The organism is Parasphingomonas frigoris (assembly GCF_036663815.1).
In the GTDB taxonomy this organism is placed as follows: domain Bacteria; phylum Pseudomonadota; class Alphaproteobacteria; order Sphingomonadales; family Sphingomonadaceae; genus Sphingomonas.
Window position 1 is genome coordinate 156263 of record NZ_JAXOJQ010000005.1, and the last position, 18935, is coordinate 175197.

At 68.4% G+C, this 18935-nt stretch carries 15 protein-coding genes; 8 read left to right on the plus strand and 7 right to left on the minus strand.

From position 1 onward, the window contains the following. The first annotated feature begins 2 nt into the window (after nt 1–2). Nucleotides 3–485: a TspO/MBR family protein gene (locus U1872_RS16610; RefSeq protein ID WP_332794029.1), complete on the plus strand. Its 483-nt coding sequence runs from the start codon at nt 3–5 to the stop codon at nt 483–485. 59 nt (nt 486–544) lie between these two features. Next, the gene (locus tag U1872_RS16615) at nt 545–739 is read left to right on the plus strand and encodes a hypothetical protein (protein ID WP_332794030.1); all 195 of its coding nucleotides are present in this window, start codon (nt 545–547) and stop codon (nt 737–739) included. A gap of 85 nt (nt 740–824) precedes the next feature. Here U1872_RS16615 and U1872_RS16620 read toward each other — a convergent pair whose 3' ends face one another. The 7 genes from U1872_RS16620 to U1872_RS16650 form a co-directional block, all read right to left on the minus strand. Further along, nucleotides 825–1352, minus strand: a complete 528-nt coding sequence (locus tag U1872_RS16620; protein WP_332794031.1) for a c-type cytochrome — start codon at nt 1350–1352, stop codon at nt 825–827. A 144-nt stretch (nt 1353–1496) separates the two neighbouring features. Further along, on the minus strand, nt 1497–3092 hold the full coding sequence (locus tag U1872_RS16625) for a family 43 glycosylhydrolase (protein WP_332794032.1): 1596 nt from the start codon (nt 3090–3092) through the stop codon (nt 1497–1499). Then, nucleotides 3089–4318, minus strand: coding sequence for a DUF885 family protein (locus tag U1872_RS16630; protein WP_332794033.1), 1230 nt, complete (start codon nt 4316–4318; stop codon nt 3089–3091). Before U1872_RS16630 ends, U1872_RS16625 begins: the two co-directional genes overlap by 4 nt. Beyond that, on the minus strand, nt 4315–8103 hold the full coding sequence (locus tag U1872_RS16635; protein WP_332794034.1) for a LamG-like jellyroll fold domain-containing protein: 3789 nt from the start codon (nt 8101–8103) through the stop codon (nt 4315–4317). The genes U1872_RS16630 and U1872_RS16635 overlap by 4 nt, the downstream gene beginning before the upstream one ends. Beyond that, nucleotides 8093–9394, minus strand: a complete 1302-nt coding sequence (locus tag U1872_RS16640) for an MFS transporter (protein WP_332794035.1) — start codon at nt 9392–9394, stop codon at nt 8093–8095. The genes U1872_RS16635 and U1872_RS16640 overlap by 11 nt, the downstream gene beginning before the upstream one ends. Before the next feature lie 69 nt (nt 9395–9463). Beyond that, the gene (locus tag U1872_RS16645) at nt 9464–10258 is read right to left on the minus strand and encodes a 2-keto-4-pentenoate hydratase (protein WP_332794036.1); all 795 of its coding nucleotides are present in this window, start codon (nt 10256–10258) and stop codon (nt 9464–9466) included. 97 nt (nt 10259–10355) lie between these two features. Further along, nucleotides 10356–11795: a mannitol dehydrogenase family protein gene (locus U1872_RS16650; RefSeq protein ID WP_332794037.1), complete on the minus strand. Its 1440-nt coding sequence runs from the start codon at nt 11793–11795 to the stop codon at nt 10356–10358. Nucleotides 11796–11925: 130 nt separating this feature from the next. Here U1872_RS16650 and U1872_RS16655 point away from each other — a divergent pair, with 130 nt between their 5' ends. The 6 genes from U1872_RS16655 (at nt 11926) to U1872_RS16680 (ending at nt 18893) form a co-directional block, all read left to right on the plus strand. Then, entirely contained in the window at nt 11926–12951 is a 1026-nt protein-coding gene (locus tag U1872_RS16655) for a LacI family DNA-binding transcriptional regulator (RefSeq protein WP_332794038.1), read from the plus strand. An 82-nt stretch (nt 12952–13033) separates the two neighbouring features. Then, nucleotides 13034–14476 (plus strand): glucuronate isomerase, encoded by a 1443-nt coding sequence (gene uxaC / locus U1872_RS16660; protein WP_332794039.1) that lies wholly within the window; start codon nt 13034–13036, stop codon nt 14474–14476. A gap of 17 nt (nt 14477–14493) precedes the next feature. Next, nucleotides 14494–15336, plus strand: a complete 843-nt coding sequence (gene kduI, locus U1872_RS16665; protein WP_332794040.1) for a 5-dehydro-4-deoxy-D-glucuronate isomerase — start codon at nt 14494–14496, stop codon at nt 15334–15336. A gap of 124 nt (nt 15337–15460) precedes the next feature. Then, complete coding sequence (gene kduD / locus U1872_RS16670) at nt 15461–16216, plus strand: 2-dehydro-3-deoxy-D-gluconate 5-dehydrogenase KduD (protein ID WP_332794041.1); 756 nt, start codon at nt 15461–15463, stop codon at nt 16214–16216. A gap of 114 nt (nt 16217–16330) precedes the next feature. Continuing rightward, nucleotides 16331–17335, plus strand: a complete 1005-nt coding sequence (locus U1872_RS16675; protein WP_332794042.1) for a sugar kinase — start codon at nt 16331–16333, stop codon at nt 17333–17335. Further along, the gene (locus U1872_RS16680; RefSeq protein ID WP_332794043.1) at nt 17322–18893 is read left to right on the plus strand and encodes a carboxylesterase/lipase family protein; all 1572 of its coding nucleotides are present in this window, start codon (nt 17322–17324) and stop codon (nt 18891–18893) included. The genes U1872_RS16675 and U1872_RS16680 overlap by 14 nt, the downstream gene beginning before the upstream one ends. Nucleotides 18894–18935 lie beyond the last annotated feature (42 nt).

Genomic DNA, 18935 nt, shown 5'->3' on the forward strand with positions numbered 1-18935 from the left:
GGATGCATCGCTCCTGGGGCCTGCCGATCGCGGTCGCCGCCGCCGCCGCGCTGGCGGTCGTCGTGATGGGGATGACGATCACCGAAGTCGGTCCGTGGTACGCCGGCCTCATCAAGCCGCACTGGGCACCGCCCGACGCGGTCTATGCCGTGGCGTGGACCGCCATCTATCTGTGCACCGCGCTGTCGGCGGTGACCGGCTGGCGCGCGATGCCCGATCGCTACGGCACCGACTGGATGATCGGGCTGTTTGCGCTGAGCGGCTTCCTCAACATCGTGTGGAGCCTGCTCTTCTTCCATTTCCACCGGCCCGACTGGGCGGCGATCGCGGCGGTCGCCTGGTGGGTTTCGGTCGGCGTGTGGATCTATGTCGTGTGGCCGCGCTCGTCGGGCGCCGGCGCGCTGCTGCTGCCCTATCTCGGCTGGGTGACCTTCGCGGGCTATCTCACCATGACCATCGCGCGGTTGAACGGGCCGTTCGGCTGAGCGCGCTTGCCGCCTGGCTGTTCGCGCAAGGCCATGCCGTCGATCTCATCCTCGCGATCATGCTGCTCGAGATGGTGTGGCTGACGCGGGCACGGGGGTGGGGCCTGGCCACAGCGGCGCTGGCGCTGTTGCCGGGCGCGCTGATTCTGCTCGCCCTGCGCGCCGCCTTGACCGGGATGGCGTGGCCGTGGATCGCTACGGCGCTTGCCGCGTCCTTCCCGGCGCATCTGGCCGACCTCGCGCGCCGCCGCTGAGCAAATCTGGGCGCGCAAAGCAAAGGCGGTGCCGGGGTTTCCCCCGGCACCGCCTCGCTTCACACCGGCCCGTGGCCGTCGTCGCTCAGGAATTGGCCTTCAGATAGGCGATCACGTCGGCGCGCTTCTGCGGGTCGGTGGGCCAGCCGGCGAAGCTCATCTTCGTCCCCGGCACGACGCGCTGCGGATTTTCGAGATATTGGAACAGCTTTTCCTCGGTCCAGGTAATACCGCTGTTCTTGTTCGCCGTGGAATAGGTGAAGCCCGGGATCGAGCCGGCCGCGCGTCCGACGACCGCATGGAGCGACGGTCCGATCTTGTTCACCCCGGCCTCGATCGCGTGGCAGGTCTTGCAGGTGATGAAGTCGGCCTCGCCCTTCTTGGCATCGCCCGTATAGGCGGCGAGCTTCACGCCGGCGATCGTATCGGTATTGGCAGCGGCGACCGCAGGGGCCGCGGCGGGGGCGGCGGCAGGCGCCGCGCTCGTCGTATTGGCGGCAGCCGTGGTGGTGGTCGTCGTCGTGCTGGTGTCTTCGGTCTCTGCCTTTTTCGCGCACGCCGCGAGCGCGAGCGTGGCGCATGCCACGCCAAGCGCCACCTTACCGAACCGCATCCTCGAATCTTGCATCATCCTGCTCCTGTTGGTTCTGACCACTCCCGCACGGCATATTGATACTAACGCGGCAAAACTGTCCATACCGTTTGACGTCGTGCGTGTCCGTATCGGGAATCTCTCAACGCACGAGCGCCCAATCGGCTACAAAGCGGTGAAGCGAAAATCGCGAAAGCGCGCGGTGCCGCGGCCGGCGGCGTAGAGACCGGGGCGCAACATCAGGAAGCCGCCGCGGACATTGTGGTGATAGCCCGACACTTCCATCCCGCGATCGAACCGCGTCCAGCTGCGGCCGTCGTCGCGGCTCGTGTCATACGTGACGATGTGGCGGTCGTTGGTGACGCGCAGACGCAGCCGCGCACCGTGCGGATTGGCCGGGCGCCCGCGTTCCTGGCCATATTGATGCGTCACGAAGCGTTCCGAATCGAACCCCAAACCGCAGTAGAGCGCGTGATCGTAGAAGAGCAGGAGGCCCGCGGTGGTGCCGGGATCGACCTCGACCGCGCACTCGAAGCGATACGCCGTGTCGCCCGCGATGAGCAACAGCGGCGCCGAGTCGGCCGGCGCGGTGCCGGATGCGGCGAGTGTGAGCGTGCCGTTCGCGACCGTCATGCGCTGTGCTTCGTCGGCGGCAGGGCGGAAGAAGCTCCAGCGCGTGCCGAGCGCGGGCTGGTCGAAGCGGTCGGACAGCGCCATGCCGTGTGGCACCGCGCGCCCGCCGCGCGGGGCGGGCAGCGGCTGCGACAGATCGCCGCCGGTCATGCGGAACCAGCCGTCCGCGCTCCACGCGACCGGATCGAGCAGCGCCTGGCGGCCGAGCGTCCAATAGCCATTCTCATAGCCGTGATAGAGCGCCCACCAGTCGCCCGCCGGGCCTTCGACCAGCGAGGCGTGGCCGCGCGACCACCAGCGTTCGCTTTGACCGCGCGTACGCACCAGCGGATTGGCGGGGCAATCCTGCCATGGCCCGTGGATCGAACGCGACCGCGCGGCGATGACCATATGCCCGGTCGGTGGCCCGGCGGTCCCGCCGACCGCGGTGATGAGGTAGAAATAGCCGCCGTGGCGGACGATCTTGGGACCTTCGGGCGAGAAGCTCTCGACCACCCAGTCGCTCGGATAACGCCACGGATCATAGACGTGTTCGGGCTTGCCGATCGTCGATAGCCCATCCGCGGCGAGCTGCACGCGGTCGCCGCCCGACAGGAACAGCCATCGCGAGCCGTCCTCGCCGACGGCGTGGCACGGATCGATATGCGCGGGCAGGCCTAGGTCGATCGGCTCGCTCCACGGCCCCGCGATCGACTCGGCATGGATCACCCAGATCGAATTGCGTCCCGAGCCCGGCGCGGCCTTGCTCGGGATGTAGAGGAAGTAGCGCCCGTCATGCTTGGCCAGGCTCACCGCCCAGACCGAGCCGATGTTGCGCTGAAGCGCGGGGCCGATCGGGCGCCAGTTGATCAGGTCGCGCGAGTGCCACAAGATCAGCCCGGGATAGGAATCGAAGCTCGAGAAGGTCAGATAATACTCTGCGCCGTCCTTCAGGATCGCGGGATCGGGGCGATCGCCCGACAGGATCGGATTGAGAAAGCGCCCATCGGCGAGGTCGGCAACGCGTTGCTGGTCGCGCCCGCGGCGATAAAGCGGGATGTCGGATGCGGCAGCGGGACTCGCCTGGGGCAGCAGCAGCGCGGCGCCACCACCGGCGAGCGCGAACGTATCGCGGCGGGTGATCGTCATGCGAGGCTCCGGCTCAGGCGCGCGAGGTCGTCGGTCCGCATCCGACCATTGGCCAGCGCCGCCTGATGATAGCGCCGCAGGCGTGCGCCGGCGCGACCGCGCGCGCCATCCTCGATCGCCAGCGCCGCGAGCATCTCGGCGACGCGCGTCATAGGGTCCTGCGCGATCCGCGCGAGGTCGGCGTCGAACGGGGCGAAGGCGACCGGCTCGCCTTGCCATGCGACGAGGCGCGAGCGGGCGGTTTCGGGCGAAATCGCGTCGACATGCAGCGCGAGGTCGACCAGCGCGCGGCCGATGCGGAACAGCCGCCAGTGGAGATAGCCGAGCTCGGCGCGCGGGTCGGCGGCATAGGCGCCGCTCGCCGCGATCAGCCGCTCGGCATGGATGCCCCACCCCTCGGGGAAGGCTGGCGCATACTCGAGCCGCAGCGGATGCGGGTCGGCGGCGGCTTCGAGCGGGAGCTGGAGCATGTGGCCGGGGAGCAGTTCGTGCGCGGCGACGCTCGGCAGCGTCCAGCGCGGACGATCGGCGACATGCGTGAGATCGACGATATAGCCGCCGGGTTGGCCGGTGGTGGGAAGGGTGCGGAAGCCGAGGTGTCCGGCGGCGAGATCGGCAGAGGTCGGGCGGCTCGCGCGGACGTCGAGGCAGTAAGAGGGCACCGCGCCGATCACTGCGGGAACTTGCGCGCGGAAACGCCCGAGCCAGGCGTTCATCTCCGTAACCGCGGCGTCGCGCCCCGCATCGCTGTCGGGATAGCGCTCGTCCTGCCACAGCCGCGTGAAGCGCGCGCCGGTGGTGGCCCCGTTTATGCGGATGCGATTGAACAGCGCGGTGGCGCGCGTCTCGCACAGTTGGCGCTCCTGCTCGAGCCGCGTGGTGATCGCGCGCAGATCACCCGTTCCGCCGAGCTTGCGGCGGAGCAGCAGCGCGAGATACGCCGGATCGCGTGGGCCAGCGCCCTTGGCGCGCGGATCGACGCCGAAGCGCCGGGCGATCTCGACGTCGATCGCGAAGCCCGCGCGCGCGGTGAGCAGGTCGAGCCGCGCGGATGGCGCGAGCGGCGCCGGCGTGAACGATGCCAGCAGGCGCAGCGCCGCCGCCGGATCGCGTTCGGCGCGCGCGGCATCGAGCGCGGCGCGCAGGTCGGGGAGCGCGGCGCCCGCACGCCACGGGGCAATCGCCAGCGCGGCGCCGCTCGCGAGCAGCGTGCGCCGCCCGATCATCGCGCGAGCGCGACGCGATTGTTGAGCCGGGTGACCTCGGGCGCGTCTCCTGGCAGCGCGACGGTGGCAACGAGGGCCTTCGGGTCGACGCCGGCGGGCAGGCGGAGCGTGAGCGTCACGCTCTTCGGCGTCAGGTCGGTCGGCGCGGCGAGCGGCGGGATCGCGACGGCGGCTACCTCGGTTTCGCCCGCCAGCAAGCGGAGCTGCCCGCCTGAAACCGGCACTGCGCCGAGGCTGTGCACCGTCACCGCGACGGTCCGGCCCCTGATCGTCACGTCGTCGCTGCCGATCCCGAGATCGGGCCGCGTCTCGACCGGATCGCCGGGGGTGACGAGTGCGAAGTCGAGCACCGTTGTCGTGGCGGGGGCGAAGGTCACCTCGGTGCTGGCGCTGCGTTCGAGCGTCAGCGATTGCGCCGGGCCGGCGGGAACGAGCGTCTTGCCCTCGTCGCTGCTGGTCGAGGCCTGCACCGACCAGCGCCCCGCAGTCACGGTCCACGCGGTCATCGTCGCGCGCTGCGCGGTGGCGGTGCTGTTGTACGCGAGCACGCGGAAATGCGTCGGCGTCGCGCCGGGCAGCAGGATCGCGACCTGCTCGGCGGCGCCCGCCTGCGCGAAGCGCCAGCTGACGGTGTTGCCCGGCCAGGTCTGGTTGCGCCTGAGCGCGATCCCGCCGAGCCGTTCGCGCTGGAGGATCTCGTTGGGCTGCTCGACGCGGTCGGACCACCAATGCCCCTCGGTGTACATCGCCATATGCTGCGATTTGTCAGCGATCGCGTCGGCGTGGAGCGCGGCGAGCGTGCCGAGATCGCCGTTTGCCGACCAGGCGGCATAGCGCGCGAACGGCTCGTCGCCCTTGCCCGCGCGTGCCAGCAACGCCGCACCCTGCGGGAGCGCGGTGAAGGCGTTTTCATTGAACTCGGCGAGCGCGGCGCCGCCGCCCTTGGTCGCGCGCGCGTCAATCGGGCGGAGATATTTCGCATCGCCGGTGAAGCGCCACGCCGCCCAGGCCGATTGCAGCGGCGTCGTCACCCCGCCGCCGTCGCCCGCGCGCGTTGCGTCGCTGCGCCAGTTGATCTCGTTGGGATAGGCCCAAAGCCCGTCGGCGCCCTGTTTGCCGTGCGCCATCCAGCCATCGACGGTGCCCGTCACCAGATCGCGCGCCGCTGCGTTCCCATTGTAGAGGCCGAGCAAGATCGGCGCGTGCAGGACGGTCCAGCTATACGGCTTCTGCCATTCCCACGCGCCTTCGCGGTACATCGTCCGCCCGCCATACCAGTTGCTCGCGAAGTGCAGATGGCCTGCGGGGTTCTTTAGGATCACGCCCTGCAACGCCCTGGCGGTCGCCATCAGCCGCTCGACCGCGATCGGCTCGCCCCAATTCAGATAGAGCCGCTCGGCGTCGGAGTTGAGCCCTTCCTCATAGGCGTGCAGCTCGTCGGTGGTGATGTAGCCGAGGCCATTCACCCGCATGCCGTTCTTGTACGATGCGTCGGCAAGCGCACGCAGCGATGCGTTGATCTTGTCGGGCTCGACACCCATCAGCGCGAGCCCGGGCCATTGCTGCGTGAGGTCGGTATCGTCGGAAATGCCGCCGCCGAAATCGCCATAGGGGACCTGGCGATGGTCGATCCACCAGTCGACGAACTGCCGCGTAAGCTTGAGGTCCTCGAGCTGGCGGAACGCCCACAGCGGTACGTCCGCGGGGGCGGTCGGCTGGACGAAAGGCGGCATGTTCTCGGGGCGATAATCGATGTCGGCCCAATATTGTCGTGCGAGGACATTGTCGGGATCGACGCGCAGCAGATCGCTGATGTCGCCGAATACGCGCGCGTAGAGCGCCTCGCGCTTCGAGGCGGTATGCTCCTCGACGAGGAAGCCCCAATTGTCCTTCACCTGGTTGAGCCGGTCGGCGATATGGTCTGGGAGCGCTGCGGCGCGGTCCTTGAACACCAGCCGGATCTTGGCGCCGTTGAGCGCGGCGGCGTCGAAGCCCGCGTCGCTCGACGCGATGCTGAGATAGAGGCTGTCGTTCGACAGGATGCGGTCGCGCAGGTCGAGCCACAGCGTGCGCGCCGCGCCGGGGCGGACCGAGACCGACAGGTCGATCATGTCGCGCGCGGGCCAGAGCGGGTCCTTCACGCGGATGTTCAGCGCGATCGGGCCGCTGCCTTTCAGCGCGGGGAGGTCGATCGCGATGCCGTCGAGCCCGTCGTGAAGGTTTTGCCAGCCATAATCGAACGCGCGCGCGAGCGGCTTGTCGGGATAGGCGTCGCCGAGGCTGGCCGGAATCAGGATGTGGACGATCGGCAGGCCCGCGTTGCGCGGCTGGACGGGCGCGCCGGCACCCGCCGCGCCCGCACCGACCGCGGCCTTGATCCCCGCGCTCGGCAGCGCGACGACGCTGCTGCGCTCGTCGGGGGCGTAGCGGCCGGCGATGAAGCTTTCGAGCGGGGCGAGCGACGCGATCCGGGTCGAGGCGTTGGCATCGACGGTGTAGGATAGTTTGAAACGTCCCGGGGGCTCGGACCCGGCATGGACGTCATACGCCCACACTTCCTGGATCGGCTGCTCCTGCATGGTGTTGACGAAGCTCAGCGTGCCGCCCTGCCGCTCGGGCGTGGTGGTGACGCTGCGCACGACGCCCTTCGCGCGCGTCGCGAGCGTGGAGGATGCGCCGCCATCCGACCACAGCAGCGACCCATAGGCCGCGCCGCGGATCTCGACGCGGTTGAAGCGCTCGCCCGCCGGGACGGTCAGATCGTAGCGCTTGCCGCCTTCGACATAGACGTTCCAATCGGGCAGCTCGAAATAATCGTCGCGACCGGGGAGCTTCGAGCGGTTGTAGACGCCGGGCCAGGTCGTCTCGGATATGCCGTCGACGCCCTTCCACATCCATTGCTTGAGGTCCTTCGCGTCGGCGAACTCGACTTTCCGCACCGTGGTGACGGGCGCGTCGAGCAGCGGCGGCAGCGTCTTGTCCCAGCCATAGCGGTGGAGCCAGGCAGCGCGGCGGCCGGTCGTGTCGGCCGCGACGGCCAGCGGCTCGCGCTTCTCGGCGAGCGCCGCGACATCCGCCGGGCGCAGCATGTGATCGTAGACGCGGATCTCGTCGAGATCGCTGCCGCGCATGAAATGGTAGCGGCTCTGCACCTGGTGCGGCGACATCACGCGACCGGCGAGCCCGAACTGGTCGAGCCCCGAATCAAGATCGGCGACCTGATCCTTCCGCGAGACCAGCGCGCCATCGACGAACAGCTGCACGCCCTTGGTCTCGTCCCACGCGAAGGCGATGTGCTTCCAGGCGTCGGCCGCGGGTGTCTGCGGAATCGTCCACGAGACGCGGATGCGCGAGAGATTGGCGTCGGTAACGAAGGCGTCGAAGCCGTGGCCGTTCCAGTCGATCCGCAGGAACGCCATGTCCCAGCTGGTGTGGTCTGCAAACCCTGTGCGGAAGATCACGAACGGCGCTTGGCCGAGCGGTTCGCGCGGCCGCCAGAAGAAGCTCAGCGTGCCGCGCTGCGCGCGAAAATTGCCCGGCGCCTTCCACGCGACATAGCCGTCGTCGGCCCAGCGCGCCGCGCCGCCGATCGCGCCGTCGGGGACGACTGTCACGTTGCTGCGGAAGTTCGGCACGGGGTCGCCAGCCGCCACGTCGGCGGTCAGGCTTTTGTCGGCCGAGACGCGAAACAGCAGGCCGTCCCCGTGCCTTGGCGCATCCTGCGCGATCGCCGGCGACGCGACCGCGATCGCGATCAGGCTCGCCAGTCCGACCTTACAGCGCATCGACGCGGGCCAGGCGCGGCGAGAGGAAGTGAATCACGCCGACCGCGATCAGATAGACGCTGCCGGCGACCGCGAAGATCAAAGTATAGCTGCCCGTCGTTTGCAGAATGTAGCCGGTGAACTTGGCCATCCCCATCCCGCCGATCGCGCCGACCATCCCGCCGATCCCGACGACCGAGCCGACCGCCTTGCGCGGGAACATGTCCGACGGGATCGTATAGAGATTGGCCGAGAAGGCCTGGTGCGCGGCGGTCGCGAGGCCAACGATCGCCACTGCCGCCCACAGGTTGGCGACATATTGCGCAAAGAAGATCGGCATGACGAGGAAGGCGCAGACCAGCATCACCGTCTTGCGCGCGCGATTGGCGCTCCAGCCCTGCTTCATCAGCTTCGACGACGACCAGCCGCCAGCGATGCTGCCGAAATCGGAGATGAGGTAGATCACGACCAAAGGCGGTCCGAAGCTCTTGAGATCGAGGTGATAAGCCTTCGACAGGAAGTCGGGCGTCCAGAACAGGAACAGCCACCAGATCGGGTCGATCAGGAACTTGCCGAGCGCATAGGCCCAGGTCTCGCGATAGCCGAGCAGCTGGATCCACGGCATCTTTCCGCTCGCATCGGCCGGATCGCTCTCGATGTAGGCGAGCTCGGCGGCGGAGACGCGCGGCTGTTCACGCGGGCGGCGATAGATGGCGATCCAGGCGACGAGCCAGACGAGACTCGCCACGCCGGTGACGATGAACGCCATCCGCCAGCCGAAGGCGAGCGTGATGGCCGGCACGATCAGCGGCGTGATCACCGCGCCGATATTCGCGCCGGCGTTGAACACGCCCGTCGCAAAGGCGCGTTCGCGCGCCGGAAACCATTCCGACACCGCCTTGATGCCCGCCGGGAAATTGCCCGATTCGCCCAAGCCCAGCACGAAGCGAGCGCCGGCGAACTGCAGCGTCGAGCCGGCAAAACCGCACAGCGTGTGTCCGGCCGTCCAGATAATGAAGGCGAGCGAATAGCCGACCCGCGCGCCGAGCCGGTCGACGATCGACCCGAAGCTAACATAGCCGATCGCATAAGCCGCCTGGAACCAGAAGACGACGTCGGCATAGGCATTCTCGTCCCAGCCGAATTCGCCCGAGATGTTGGGCTTGAGCAGCCCGATCATCTGCCGGTCGACATAGTTGATCGCGGTGGCGGCAAACAGCAGGCCGCAGATCAGCCAGCGATAGCGACCGGCGGCGCCGGCCACCGGTGCTGCGCTCGGGCTGGTGTCGATCGGAAATTCGGCCGTCGCCATCGTCACTCTCCTGTCGGCGACCCTTGTGCCGGGCCTTTGCCGAGTTGGTCTATCGTTGAGATCGTATCGCTATTGCGCGGAGATGCTGCACTCCACCCGCACGGTGCGGTCGAAGATCGCGACGACCTGCGCGCCGACCTCGACCGGGTGGACGCCGCTCACCGCGCCGGTCGAGATCCACTGTCCCGCCGACAAGGCGATGCCGCGCACCGCCATCAGCTCGAACAGGAAGCGCGCCGCGCCGAACGGGCCGTCGAGCATCGTCGCGGCGGTGGCGACGCCGGTCGAGACGCCGTCGATGGTCAGCTCGACGTCCCACGCGTTGAGATCGCGCTCGCGCCAGTCGGGGATCGCGTCGCCGATCACCAGGCCATTATTGTTGCCGAAATCGGAAATGGTGACGCCCGCGCCATGATCGTTGATCCCGCCGAAGGGCGAGCTGGCGATCTCGATCCCGACGCAGACGCGGTCGATCAGCGCGGTCGCTTCGGCCAGCGTGTAGCTGTGCTTGGCCGGATCGGGCGCGGTGCCGATGCGCAGCAGGAACTCGGCTTCGGCGGCCGCGAATCCGCCCGCGAACACCGGCATCGCGCGGGGCGTTTCGCCCGCGTCGAAGGTGCGGTCGGCGAAGATCGGCCCGGCGAGTCGGTCGGCGCCTTCAAACGGCGGGTTGATCCGCCCGACCTTCCACCCCGAAATCGGCGTGTCGGTCAGCGCGATCGCGGCGTCCTGCATCGCATAGGCCTCGGCCAGTGCGGCGGGCATGGTGCCGGGATAATCGACCAACGCCGTCGCGCTGCGGCGCGCGTTGACGAATTCGGTGGCGATCCGCGTGATATTGTCTTGGCCGGTCTTGGGCTGCACGTGTCGCTATCCCCCCTCTGCCGTCGTAGCGGCTTGCTGCGACTGGGTATGGGAAACCGGTGTCATTGGCAAGGGGCGGTCGATCCGCTCGTCGCGATCAGCCCGACAGCACCGCCGGCCAGTCGCCGTCGAACGCGGATTGTGCGGCGGCGGCGATCGCGTCGACCGCCCGCCGATCCTGCGCCAGCCCGCTCGAGAAGCCGAGCCCGGCCGCGATAAGGCGATCGAGCACCTCGGCCGCGCGCCCGTCGCGCGCCGCCGCGTCCAGCGCCGTCGCGGCGGGATCGGCGATCGCCACGTCGGCGCGCGAACGCTGCATCAGGAAGGCGACCCAGCAGCCCAATGCGACGACGACATGCCGCGGCAGCGCGCCCGCCGCCCGCCGCGCGGCGAGCGTATCGCCGAGGCGGTAGGGGATCTTCTGGCTGCCATCGATCGCGATCTGGTCGAGCCGGTGGACGATCATCGGGTTGCGGAAGCGCGCGAGCACCGCCGCGCGATAGGCGTCGAGATCGAGCCCGGAGACGGGCTGGAGCGTCGGCACGATATCGTCGCGGATCATCGCATCGACCAGCGCCGCGAGCGCCGGATCGGCCATCGCTTCGGCGACGCTGGTATGGCCGCGCAGCAGCCCGGCATAAGCGAGCGTCGAATGCGACCCGTTGAGCACGCGCAACTTGGCCTGCTCATAGCCCGCGACATTGTCGGTCAACGTCCCGCCGGCCCGCGCGAGCGCGGCGCAGACCGGCGAGCCGACATCCTCGATCACCCATTGCGTGAAGGCTTCGCGCTGCACCGCCGCGCGATCGGCGACGCCGAGTGCGGCGGCGACATCGGCATAGAGCGCGTCGTCGGACGCCGGCGTGATCGAATCGACCATCGTTCCCGGCACCTGCACTTCGGCCTCGATCCACGCCGCCAGCGCCGCGTCGGTCTCGGCGGCGAAGGCGACGAGCGCGGCCTTCACCTTGGCGCCGTTGCTCGCGAGATTGTCGCACGGGAGCACTATGTAGGGCGCGAGCCCCGAGGCGCGGCGCGCGGCGAGCCCGCCGACGATCCAGCCGATCACGCTGCGCGCAACCGCCGGAGCGGCGAGATCGTGGACAATGTCAGGATGCGCGCGGTCGAGCGTGCCGTCGGCGGCGAGGCAATAGCCCTTCTCGGTCACCGTTGTCGTCACCAGCTTGACCGCGGGATCGGCGAGCAACGCCTGCGTCGCGGCGGCATCGTCGGGGCCGAGGAAGCGGCTGTGCGCGGCGATGATACGATAGCTCGGTTCGGCATCGCGAATCGCCAGCGTGTAGAGGCCCTGCTGCGCCGCCAGCGCGGCGACGGTGCCGGCGCTGCGCAGCGAGACGGCGGCGATGCCCCAGCTCGGATCCTGGTCGAGCAGCGTGTCGATATAGGTCGCCTGATGCGCGCGGTGGAACGCGCCAGGACCGAAATGGACGATCCCGGTTGTCGGCGGCGCGGTGCGCGCCGACCGGACGACGCTCGCCGGCAGCGTCGCCAGTGTGTCATAGCTGAGACCGGTCATCGCATCGCCTCCATGCCGTGCCGCCGACAAGGGCGCCCGGGGTGCGCGGACATAGCGGCAGGAGCGTCGCGCATGCAAGCTGGTCAGACCACTAGCCAAAGCGGTGCACTCGCGGTTATGCCTGTCGCTTATGAAGAGCAGCGGACAACCGACGATCAACGATGTCGCGCGGATCGCGGGCGTTTCGAAGAAGACCGTCAGCCGGGTGATCAATCGCTCGCCGCTGCTCAACGAGGATACGCGCCGCCGTGTCGAGGAGGTCATCGCCGATCTCGCCTACATCCCCAACCCGCAGGCGCGCGCGCTGGCGCTCAGGCGCAATTTCCTGATCGGGCTCGTCCACGACAATCCCAATGCGCAGATGGTGATGAACGTCCAGCAGGGCATTCTCGAGGCGCTGCACGGCACCGAGTTCGAGCTGGTGGTGCGCCCGGTCGATCGCGGCTCGGCGACGATGCTGGTCGATCTGCGGCATTTCCTCGAGCGGCAGCGGCTGTTCGGGCTCGTGCTGCTGCCGCCGATCAGCGAGAATGACACGATCGCCAAGCTCTGCGCCGAGATCGGGTGCCGCTATGTCCGGATGGGATCGGCGCCGCTCGACGATAATGACCATATGGTCGCGTCGAACGATTGCGAGGCGGTGCGCGGCGCGACCGAATATCTCATCGCGCAGGGGCATCGCCGGATCGGGCTGATCGCCGGGCCGCACGGCTTCCGCTCGGCGCGCGAACGGCGGCTGGGGTTCGAGCAGGCGCTCGCCAATGCCGGGATCGCCCTGCCGCGCAGTATGATCGCCGACGGCAATTATACCTTCGAATCGGGGCTGACCGCGGCCGAGCGCCTGCTCGACCTGATGCCGCGGCCGACCGCGATCTTCGCGTGCAACGACGAGATGGCGGCTGGCGTGATGCACGCCGCGCGGCAACGCGGGCTCGATATCCCGAAGGATCTGTCGATCGTCGGGTTCGACGATACGCCGGTTGCCGCGCATGTCTGGCCGCCACTGACGACGGTGCGCTGGCCGATCGCCTCGATGGCGCGTTCCGCCGCGCTGAAGCTGACCGCCGGGCTCGACGGCGAGGATATCGTCGAGGAGCCGTCGCTCTTCCTGTCGACGCTGATCCGCCGCGCCTCGGTCGCGGCACCGAGCCACTGACGGATTTGCGCGGATCGATCTTGCGACCCAAGCTGACACCGGTTACCAAGCCCGCCAAAGACTGGCGGGGAGGAGATTGAGAATGACACGACCGCTCGTCCTGAACCCCGATCGGCTGTTCCCGAGCGACCCCGCGACGCGGGCGATCGCGCGCACGCTCTATGCCGAGATCGCCGACCTGCCGATCGTCAGCCCGCACGGCCACACCGATGCCGGCTGGTTCGCCGACGATGCGCCGTGGAGCGATGCGACCGCGCTGCTGCTCGCGCCCGATCACTATATTTTCCGCATGCTCTACAGCCAGGGCGTCGACCTCGACGCGCTCGCCATCCCGAGCCGCGCCGGCGTCCCCGCGACCGATCCGCGCGAAGCGTGGCGGTTGTTCGCGCAGAACGTCCACCTGTTCCGCGGCACGCCGTCTCGCCTGTGGCTCGACCATGTCTTTGCCGAGGTGTTCGGCTTCGACGTCGCGCTCGATGCCAGCACTGCCGACCTGTATTTCGATACGATCGCCGAGAAGCTCGCCAGCCCGGCGTTCCGGCCGCGGGCGCTGTTCGATCGCTTCAAGATCGATTTTCTCGCGACGACCGAGGGCCCGCAGGACGATCTCGGGGCGCATCACCGCATCCGCGCGTCGGGCTGGGGTGGGCGCGTCGTCACGACGTATCGGCCCGATGGCGTGATCGACGTCGAGCATGAGCAGTTCGGCCGCGCGATGACGCGCTTCGCCGAGCTGACCGGCGAGGACGTGTACAGCTGGAGTGGGTATCTCGCCGCGCATCGCAAGCGCCGCGCCGACTTCCGCGCAGCGGGCGCGACCGCGACCGACCACGGTCACCCGACCGCCGCCACCGCCAACCTGTCGGCGCAAGAGGCCGAGGCGCTGTTCGCGAAGATCGTCGGCGGCAGCTGGACCCCGGCGGATGCCGAGCTGTTCCGCGCGCAGATGCTGACCGAGATGGCGGCGATGTCGATCGAGGACGGGATGGTGATGCAGATCCATCCGGGCTCGTTCCGCAATCACAATGCCGGCCTGTTCGCGAGCCACGGCCGCGACAAGGGCGCCGACATCCCGATGCGCACCGATTACGTCAACGCGCTGAAACCGCTGCTCGACCGGTTCGGCACCTCGACCGCGCTGTCGATCATCCTCTTCACGCTCGACGAAAGCGTCTACGCGAGAGAATTGGCGCCGCTGGCCGGGCATTATCCGTGCCTCAAGCTCGGGCCGTCGTGGTGGTTCCATGACAGCCCCGAGGGGATGCGCCGCTTCCGAGAAATGACCACCGAGACCGCGGGCTTCTACAACACCGTCGGCTTCAACGACGATACGCGCGCCTTCCTGTCGATTCCGGCGCGGCACGATGTCGCGCGGCGGATCGATTGCGGTTTCCTCGCGCAGCTCGTCGCAGAGCACCGGCTCGAGGATTGGGAAGCCGCCGATCTCGCACACGAGCTGACCAGCGGCCTCGTCCGCCGCGCTTACCGTATCGACCAACCCGAAGCCGCCGCCAAAGCGGCCTGACCCCGGAGAGCCTCCCCATGTTCGACCGTACTTATTACGCCACGCATCCCGACATGATGGAATGCGTCTCGAATGACGAATTGCGCGATCGCTATCTGATCCAGGATCTGTTCCGCGCCGGCGAATGCGTGCTCAACTACACGCATGCCGAGCGTTTCGTGATCGGCGGCGTCGCGGTTGCGGGTGGTGCGGTGAAGCTGCCCGACCAGACCGAGCCGGCCTCGGCGGCGGGGCATCCCTTCCTCGAACGGCGCGAGCTCGCGGTCGTCAATGTCGGATCGGCGCAAGGCACCGTCACCGTCGACGGCGAGGTCTTCACGCTCGGCAACAAGGACTGCCTCTACGTCACGATGGGCGCGAAGGACGTGCAGTTTTCGGGCGAAGGCGCGCGCTTCTATCTGGCGTCATGCCCGGCGCACAAGGCGTTCGCGACCAAGCTGATCTCGACCAAGGATGCGACCGCGCTCGAGCGCGGGAGCCTCGCGGAATCGAACGAGCGGACGATCTTCCAGATGGTAATCCCCGGCATTTGCGACAGCGCGCAGCTGGTGATGGGCCTGACCGTGCTCAAGCCGGGCTCGGTGTGGAACACGATGCCGCCGCACATCCATGAGCGGCGCAGCGAGATCTATTTCTACTTCGAGCTCGACGATCTCGAGAAGGACCGCGTGTTCCACTATATGGGCGAGGGCGAAGCGACGCGTCACATCGTGATGGCGAACGAGGAAGCGGTGATCAGCCCGCCCTGGTCGATCCACATGGGCTCGGGCACCAAGGCGTACGCTTTCATCTGGGCGATGGCGGGCGAGAACCAGGACTATACCGACATGAACGTGCTGGATATCTGCCAGCTGGCGTAGCCGTCTTGCTCCCCTCCCTGGAAGGGAGGGGGCGGGGGTGGGTCGGCCCGTTGTGGGTCCGACACCCGCCCTTGACCAACCCACCCCCAACCCCTCCCTTCCAGGGAGGGGAGGAGCGTATGCAATGACCAATCCCTTCGATCTCACCAACAAGGTCGCCATCGTCACCGGCGCCAACACCGGCATCGGCCAGGCGATCGCCGTCGCGCTTGCCGCCGCCGGCGCCGACGTCGCCTGCGTCGGCCGCACCCCTGCCGAGGAGACGGTCGCGCAGATCCGCGCGCTAGGACGCCGCGCCGAAATCGTCTCGGCCGATCTGTCGACGATCGCGCCTGTGCAAAGAGTCGTGGATGAAACGGTGGATAAGCTCGGCGGGCTCGACATCCTCATCAACAATGCCGGCATCATTCGCCGCGCCGACGCGGTCGATTTCACCGAGGAAGATTGGGACGCGGTGGTCGACACCAACCTCAAGTCGGTCTTCTTCCTGTGCCAGGCAGCCGGGCGCCACATGATCGCCAATGGCGGCGGCAAGATCGTCAATATCGCCTCGATGCTGACCTTCCAGGGCGGCATTCGCGTGCCGAGCTATACCGCGTCGAAGAGCGGGATCGGCGGCCTCACCAAGCTGCTCGCCAACGAATGGGCGGGTAAGGGGATCAACGTCAACGCGATCGCGCCTGGCTATATCGCGACCAACAACACCGCGGCGCTGCAGGCCGACGAGAACCGCAACCGCTCGATCCTCGAGCGCATTCCGGCGGGCAAGTGGGGCGATGCGAGCGATCTTGGCGGCGCGGCGGTGTTTCTGTGCAGCGCGGCGGCGGCCTATGTGCAAGGGCATATCCTTGCGGTCGATGGCGGCTGGCTGGCACGCTGAGCCTTCAACCGTCACCCCGGCCTTGTGCCGGGGTCCACCGCGCCGCAAGCGGGGTTGCCAAGTTGAGGAGTGGACCCCGGCACAAGGCCGGGGTGACGTAAGGGGTATCGACACATGACGTTTCTGGCTTTCGGCGAACTCATGCTGCGCCTGTCGCCGCCGGGGCGTGAACTGCTGATGCAGACTCCCAAGCTCGACGTGTGGATCGCCGGCGCCGAGGCCAATGTCGCCAGCGCGCTGGCCCGGCTCGGGCATGACGTCGCAGTCGCGAGTGCGGTGCCCGACAACGATCTCGGCCGCGCGGCGCTGACCAGCCTGCGCGGGTCGGGGGTCGACACCAAAAGCATCCTGCTGCGTGGCGAGCGGATGGGGCTGTATTTCGTCACTTCGGGCGCCGGCCTGCGCGCGACTGAAGTGATCTACGACCGCGCTTACTCGTCCTTCGCCGAGACGCCGACCGAAGCGTGGGACTGGGACGCGCTGCTCGACGGCGTCGACCGGCTGCATTTGTCGGGCATCACCCCCGCGCTCGGGCCAGTCCCCGCCGCCAGCGCGATCGCGGCGGCCGAGGCGGCGGCGGCCAAGGGCATCGCGATCTCGTTCGACGGCAATTGGCGCGGTAAATTGTGGGAGCGGTGGGACAGCGACCCGCGCGGCATCCTGACGCAATTGGTCGCGCATGCCGATCTGATGTTCGGCAACCACCGTGACATCGCGCTGCTGCTCGACCGCGACTTCGGCAGCGATGGCGAAAATCGTCGGCGCGAAGGCGTCGACGCGGCATTCGAGGCCTTCCCCAAGCTGCAGACGATCGCCTCGACCGCGCGGCACGTCGAGCATGTCGATCTCCACCGTCTTTCGGCGCGGATCGATACGCGCGAGGGGCATGCTCAAACCGAGGAAGTCGTCCTCGCCGGGATCGTCGACCGGATCGGTGGCGGCGATGCGTTTGCGGCGGGCGTGCTCCATGCCTTGCGGCGCGGTGGCGACATTGGCGAAGCGGCCAGGACCGGCCTCGCGCTCGCCGCATTGAAGCATTCGCTTCCGGGCGATGCCTCCCTGTTCCGTCAGTCCGATATCGATGCGTATCTGGCAGGCGGGCTCGATGTCCGCCGCTGAGCTGACGCGCCGCGCGCTGCTCGGCAGCGGCGCGGCGACGCTGGCGCTCGGCGCGAGCGGATTGCGCGCGGCGGGACCTGCCGCGCCGCGCACCATCGCGTGTCAGGCCGGCCGCTTCGAAGGCGTCCGGGACGGAACCACGGTCGCGTACCGCGGCATCCGCTACGGTCGCGCCGAGCGCTTTCGCGCGCCGACCTCGTTCCGCTACGGCAGCGACGTCCACCGCGCCGATCAGTTCGGCCCAGTCGCACCGCAGAGCGGGACCGGCTACGGCGCGCAATCCGAAGACTGCCTGTTCCTCAACATCTGGACTGGCCCGGGCGCGGCGCGCGCGAAGCCGGTGCTGCTCTACATCCACGGCGGCGCTTATTCGAACGGCAGCGTCACCGATCCGCTCAACGACGGCGCGACGCTTGCGGCGCGCGGCGATGTCATTGTCGTCACCGTCAACCACCGGCTCAATGCGCTCGGCTATCTCTATCTTGCGCGGCTCGATCCGCGCTTTGCCGACAGCGGCAATGCCGGGCAGCTTGACCTGATCCTCGCGCTGAAATGGGTGCGCGACAATATCGCGGCGTTCGGCGGCGATCCGAACCTCGTGATGGTGTTCGGCCAGTCGGGCGGCGGCGCGAAGATCGCTACGATGATGGGGATGCCCGCCGCACGCGGGCTGTTCCAGCGCGCGGCGACGATGAGCGGGCAGCAAGTCACCGCCTCGGGCCCGCTCAACGCGACCGCGCGCACGCGCGCCTATCTCGCCAGGCTCGGCGTCGAAGAGCGCAACCTCGCGCCGTTGCTCGCGATGCCGCCCGAACGGCTCGTCGCCGCGCTCGACGCGACCGATCCGATTTTGGGCGGCGGGGTCTATTTCGGGCCGGTGCTCGACATGAAATGGCTGGTGCGCCACCCGTTCTGGCCCGACGCCAATCCACAGGGGCTCGGCATTCCGCTGATCCTCGGCAATGTCCGCGACGAGACGCGCGGCTTCATCCCGATCGATGGCCCCAAGCTCAAGGGGCTCGGCTGGGACAACATCGCCGCGCGCATGGCGCCCGAATTGCGGATCGACGTGCTCCCCGAATGGGTCGTGTCCGAATATCGCGCGCATTTCCCCGATTGGTCGCCGGTCGACGTGTTCTACGGCGCGACCACTGCGGGGCGGAGCTGGCGCGGACAAGTGATCGAGGCCGAGGCGCGCGCACGCGCCGGAGCGCCGGCTTGGGTCTATCAGGTCAATTTCGGGTCGCGCACCGACCCACGGCGCGGCGCCTTCCACACGATGGATATCCCGCTGGTGTTCGGAACGCTCGGCGCAAGCGGATCGCAGACCGGGGTCGGCGCAGACGCCCGCGCCGCGTCGCGCGCGATGCAGGACAGCTTCGCTGCCTTCGCGCGGAGCGGCGATCCCAACCATGCCGGACTGCCGGCTTGGCCGCGCTACGACCTCGCCCGCCGCACGACGATGATGTTCGACACGGTGCCGCAAGCGGCCGACGATCCGCGCCGGTGGCAGCGCGAACTGTTCGCCCGCGTCCCCTACATTCAGCCGGGCAGCTGATTCACAAAGGCCGTTGACACCGGTTACCAAAGGCGACATTTA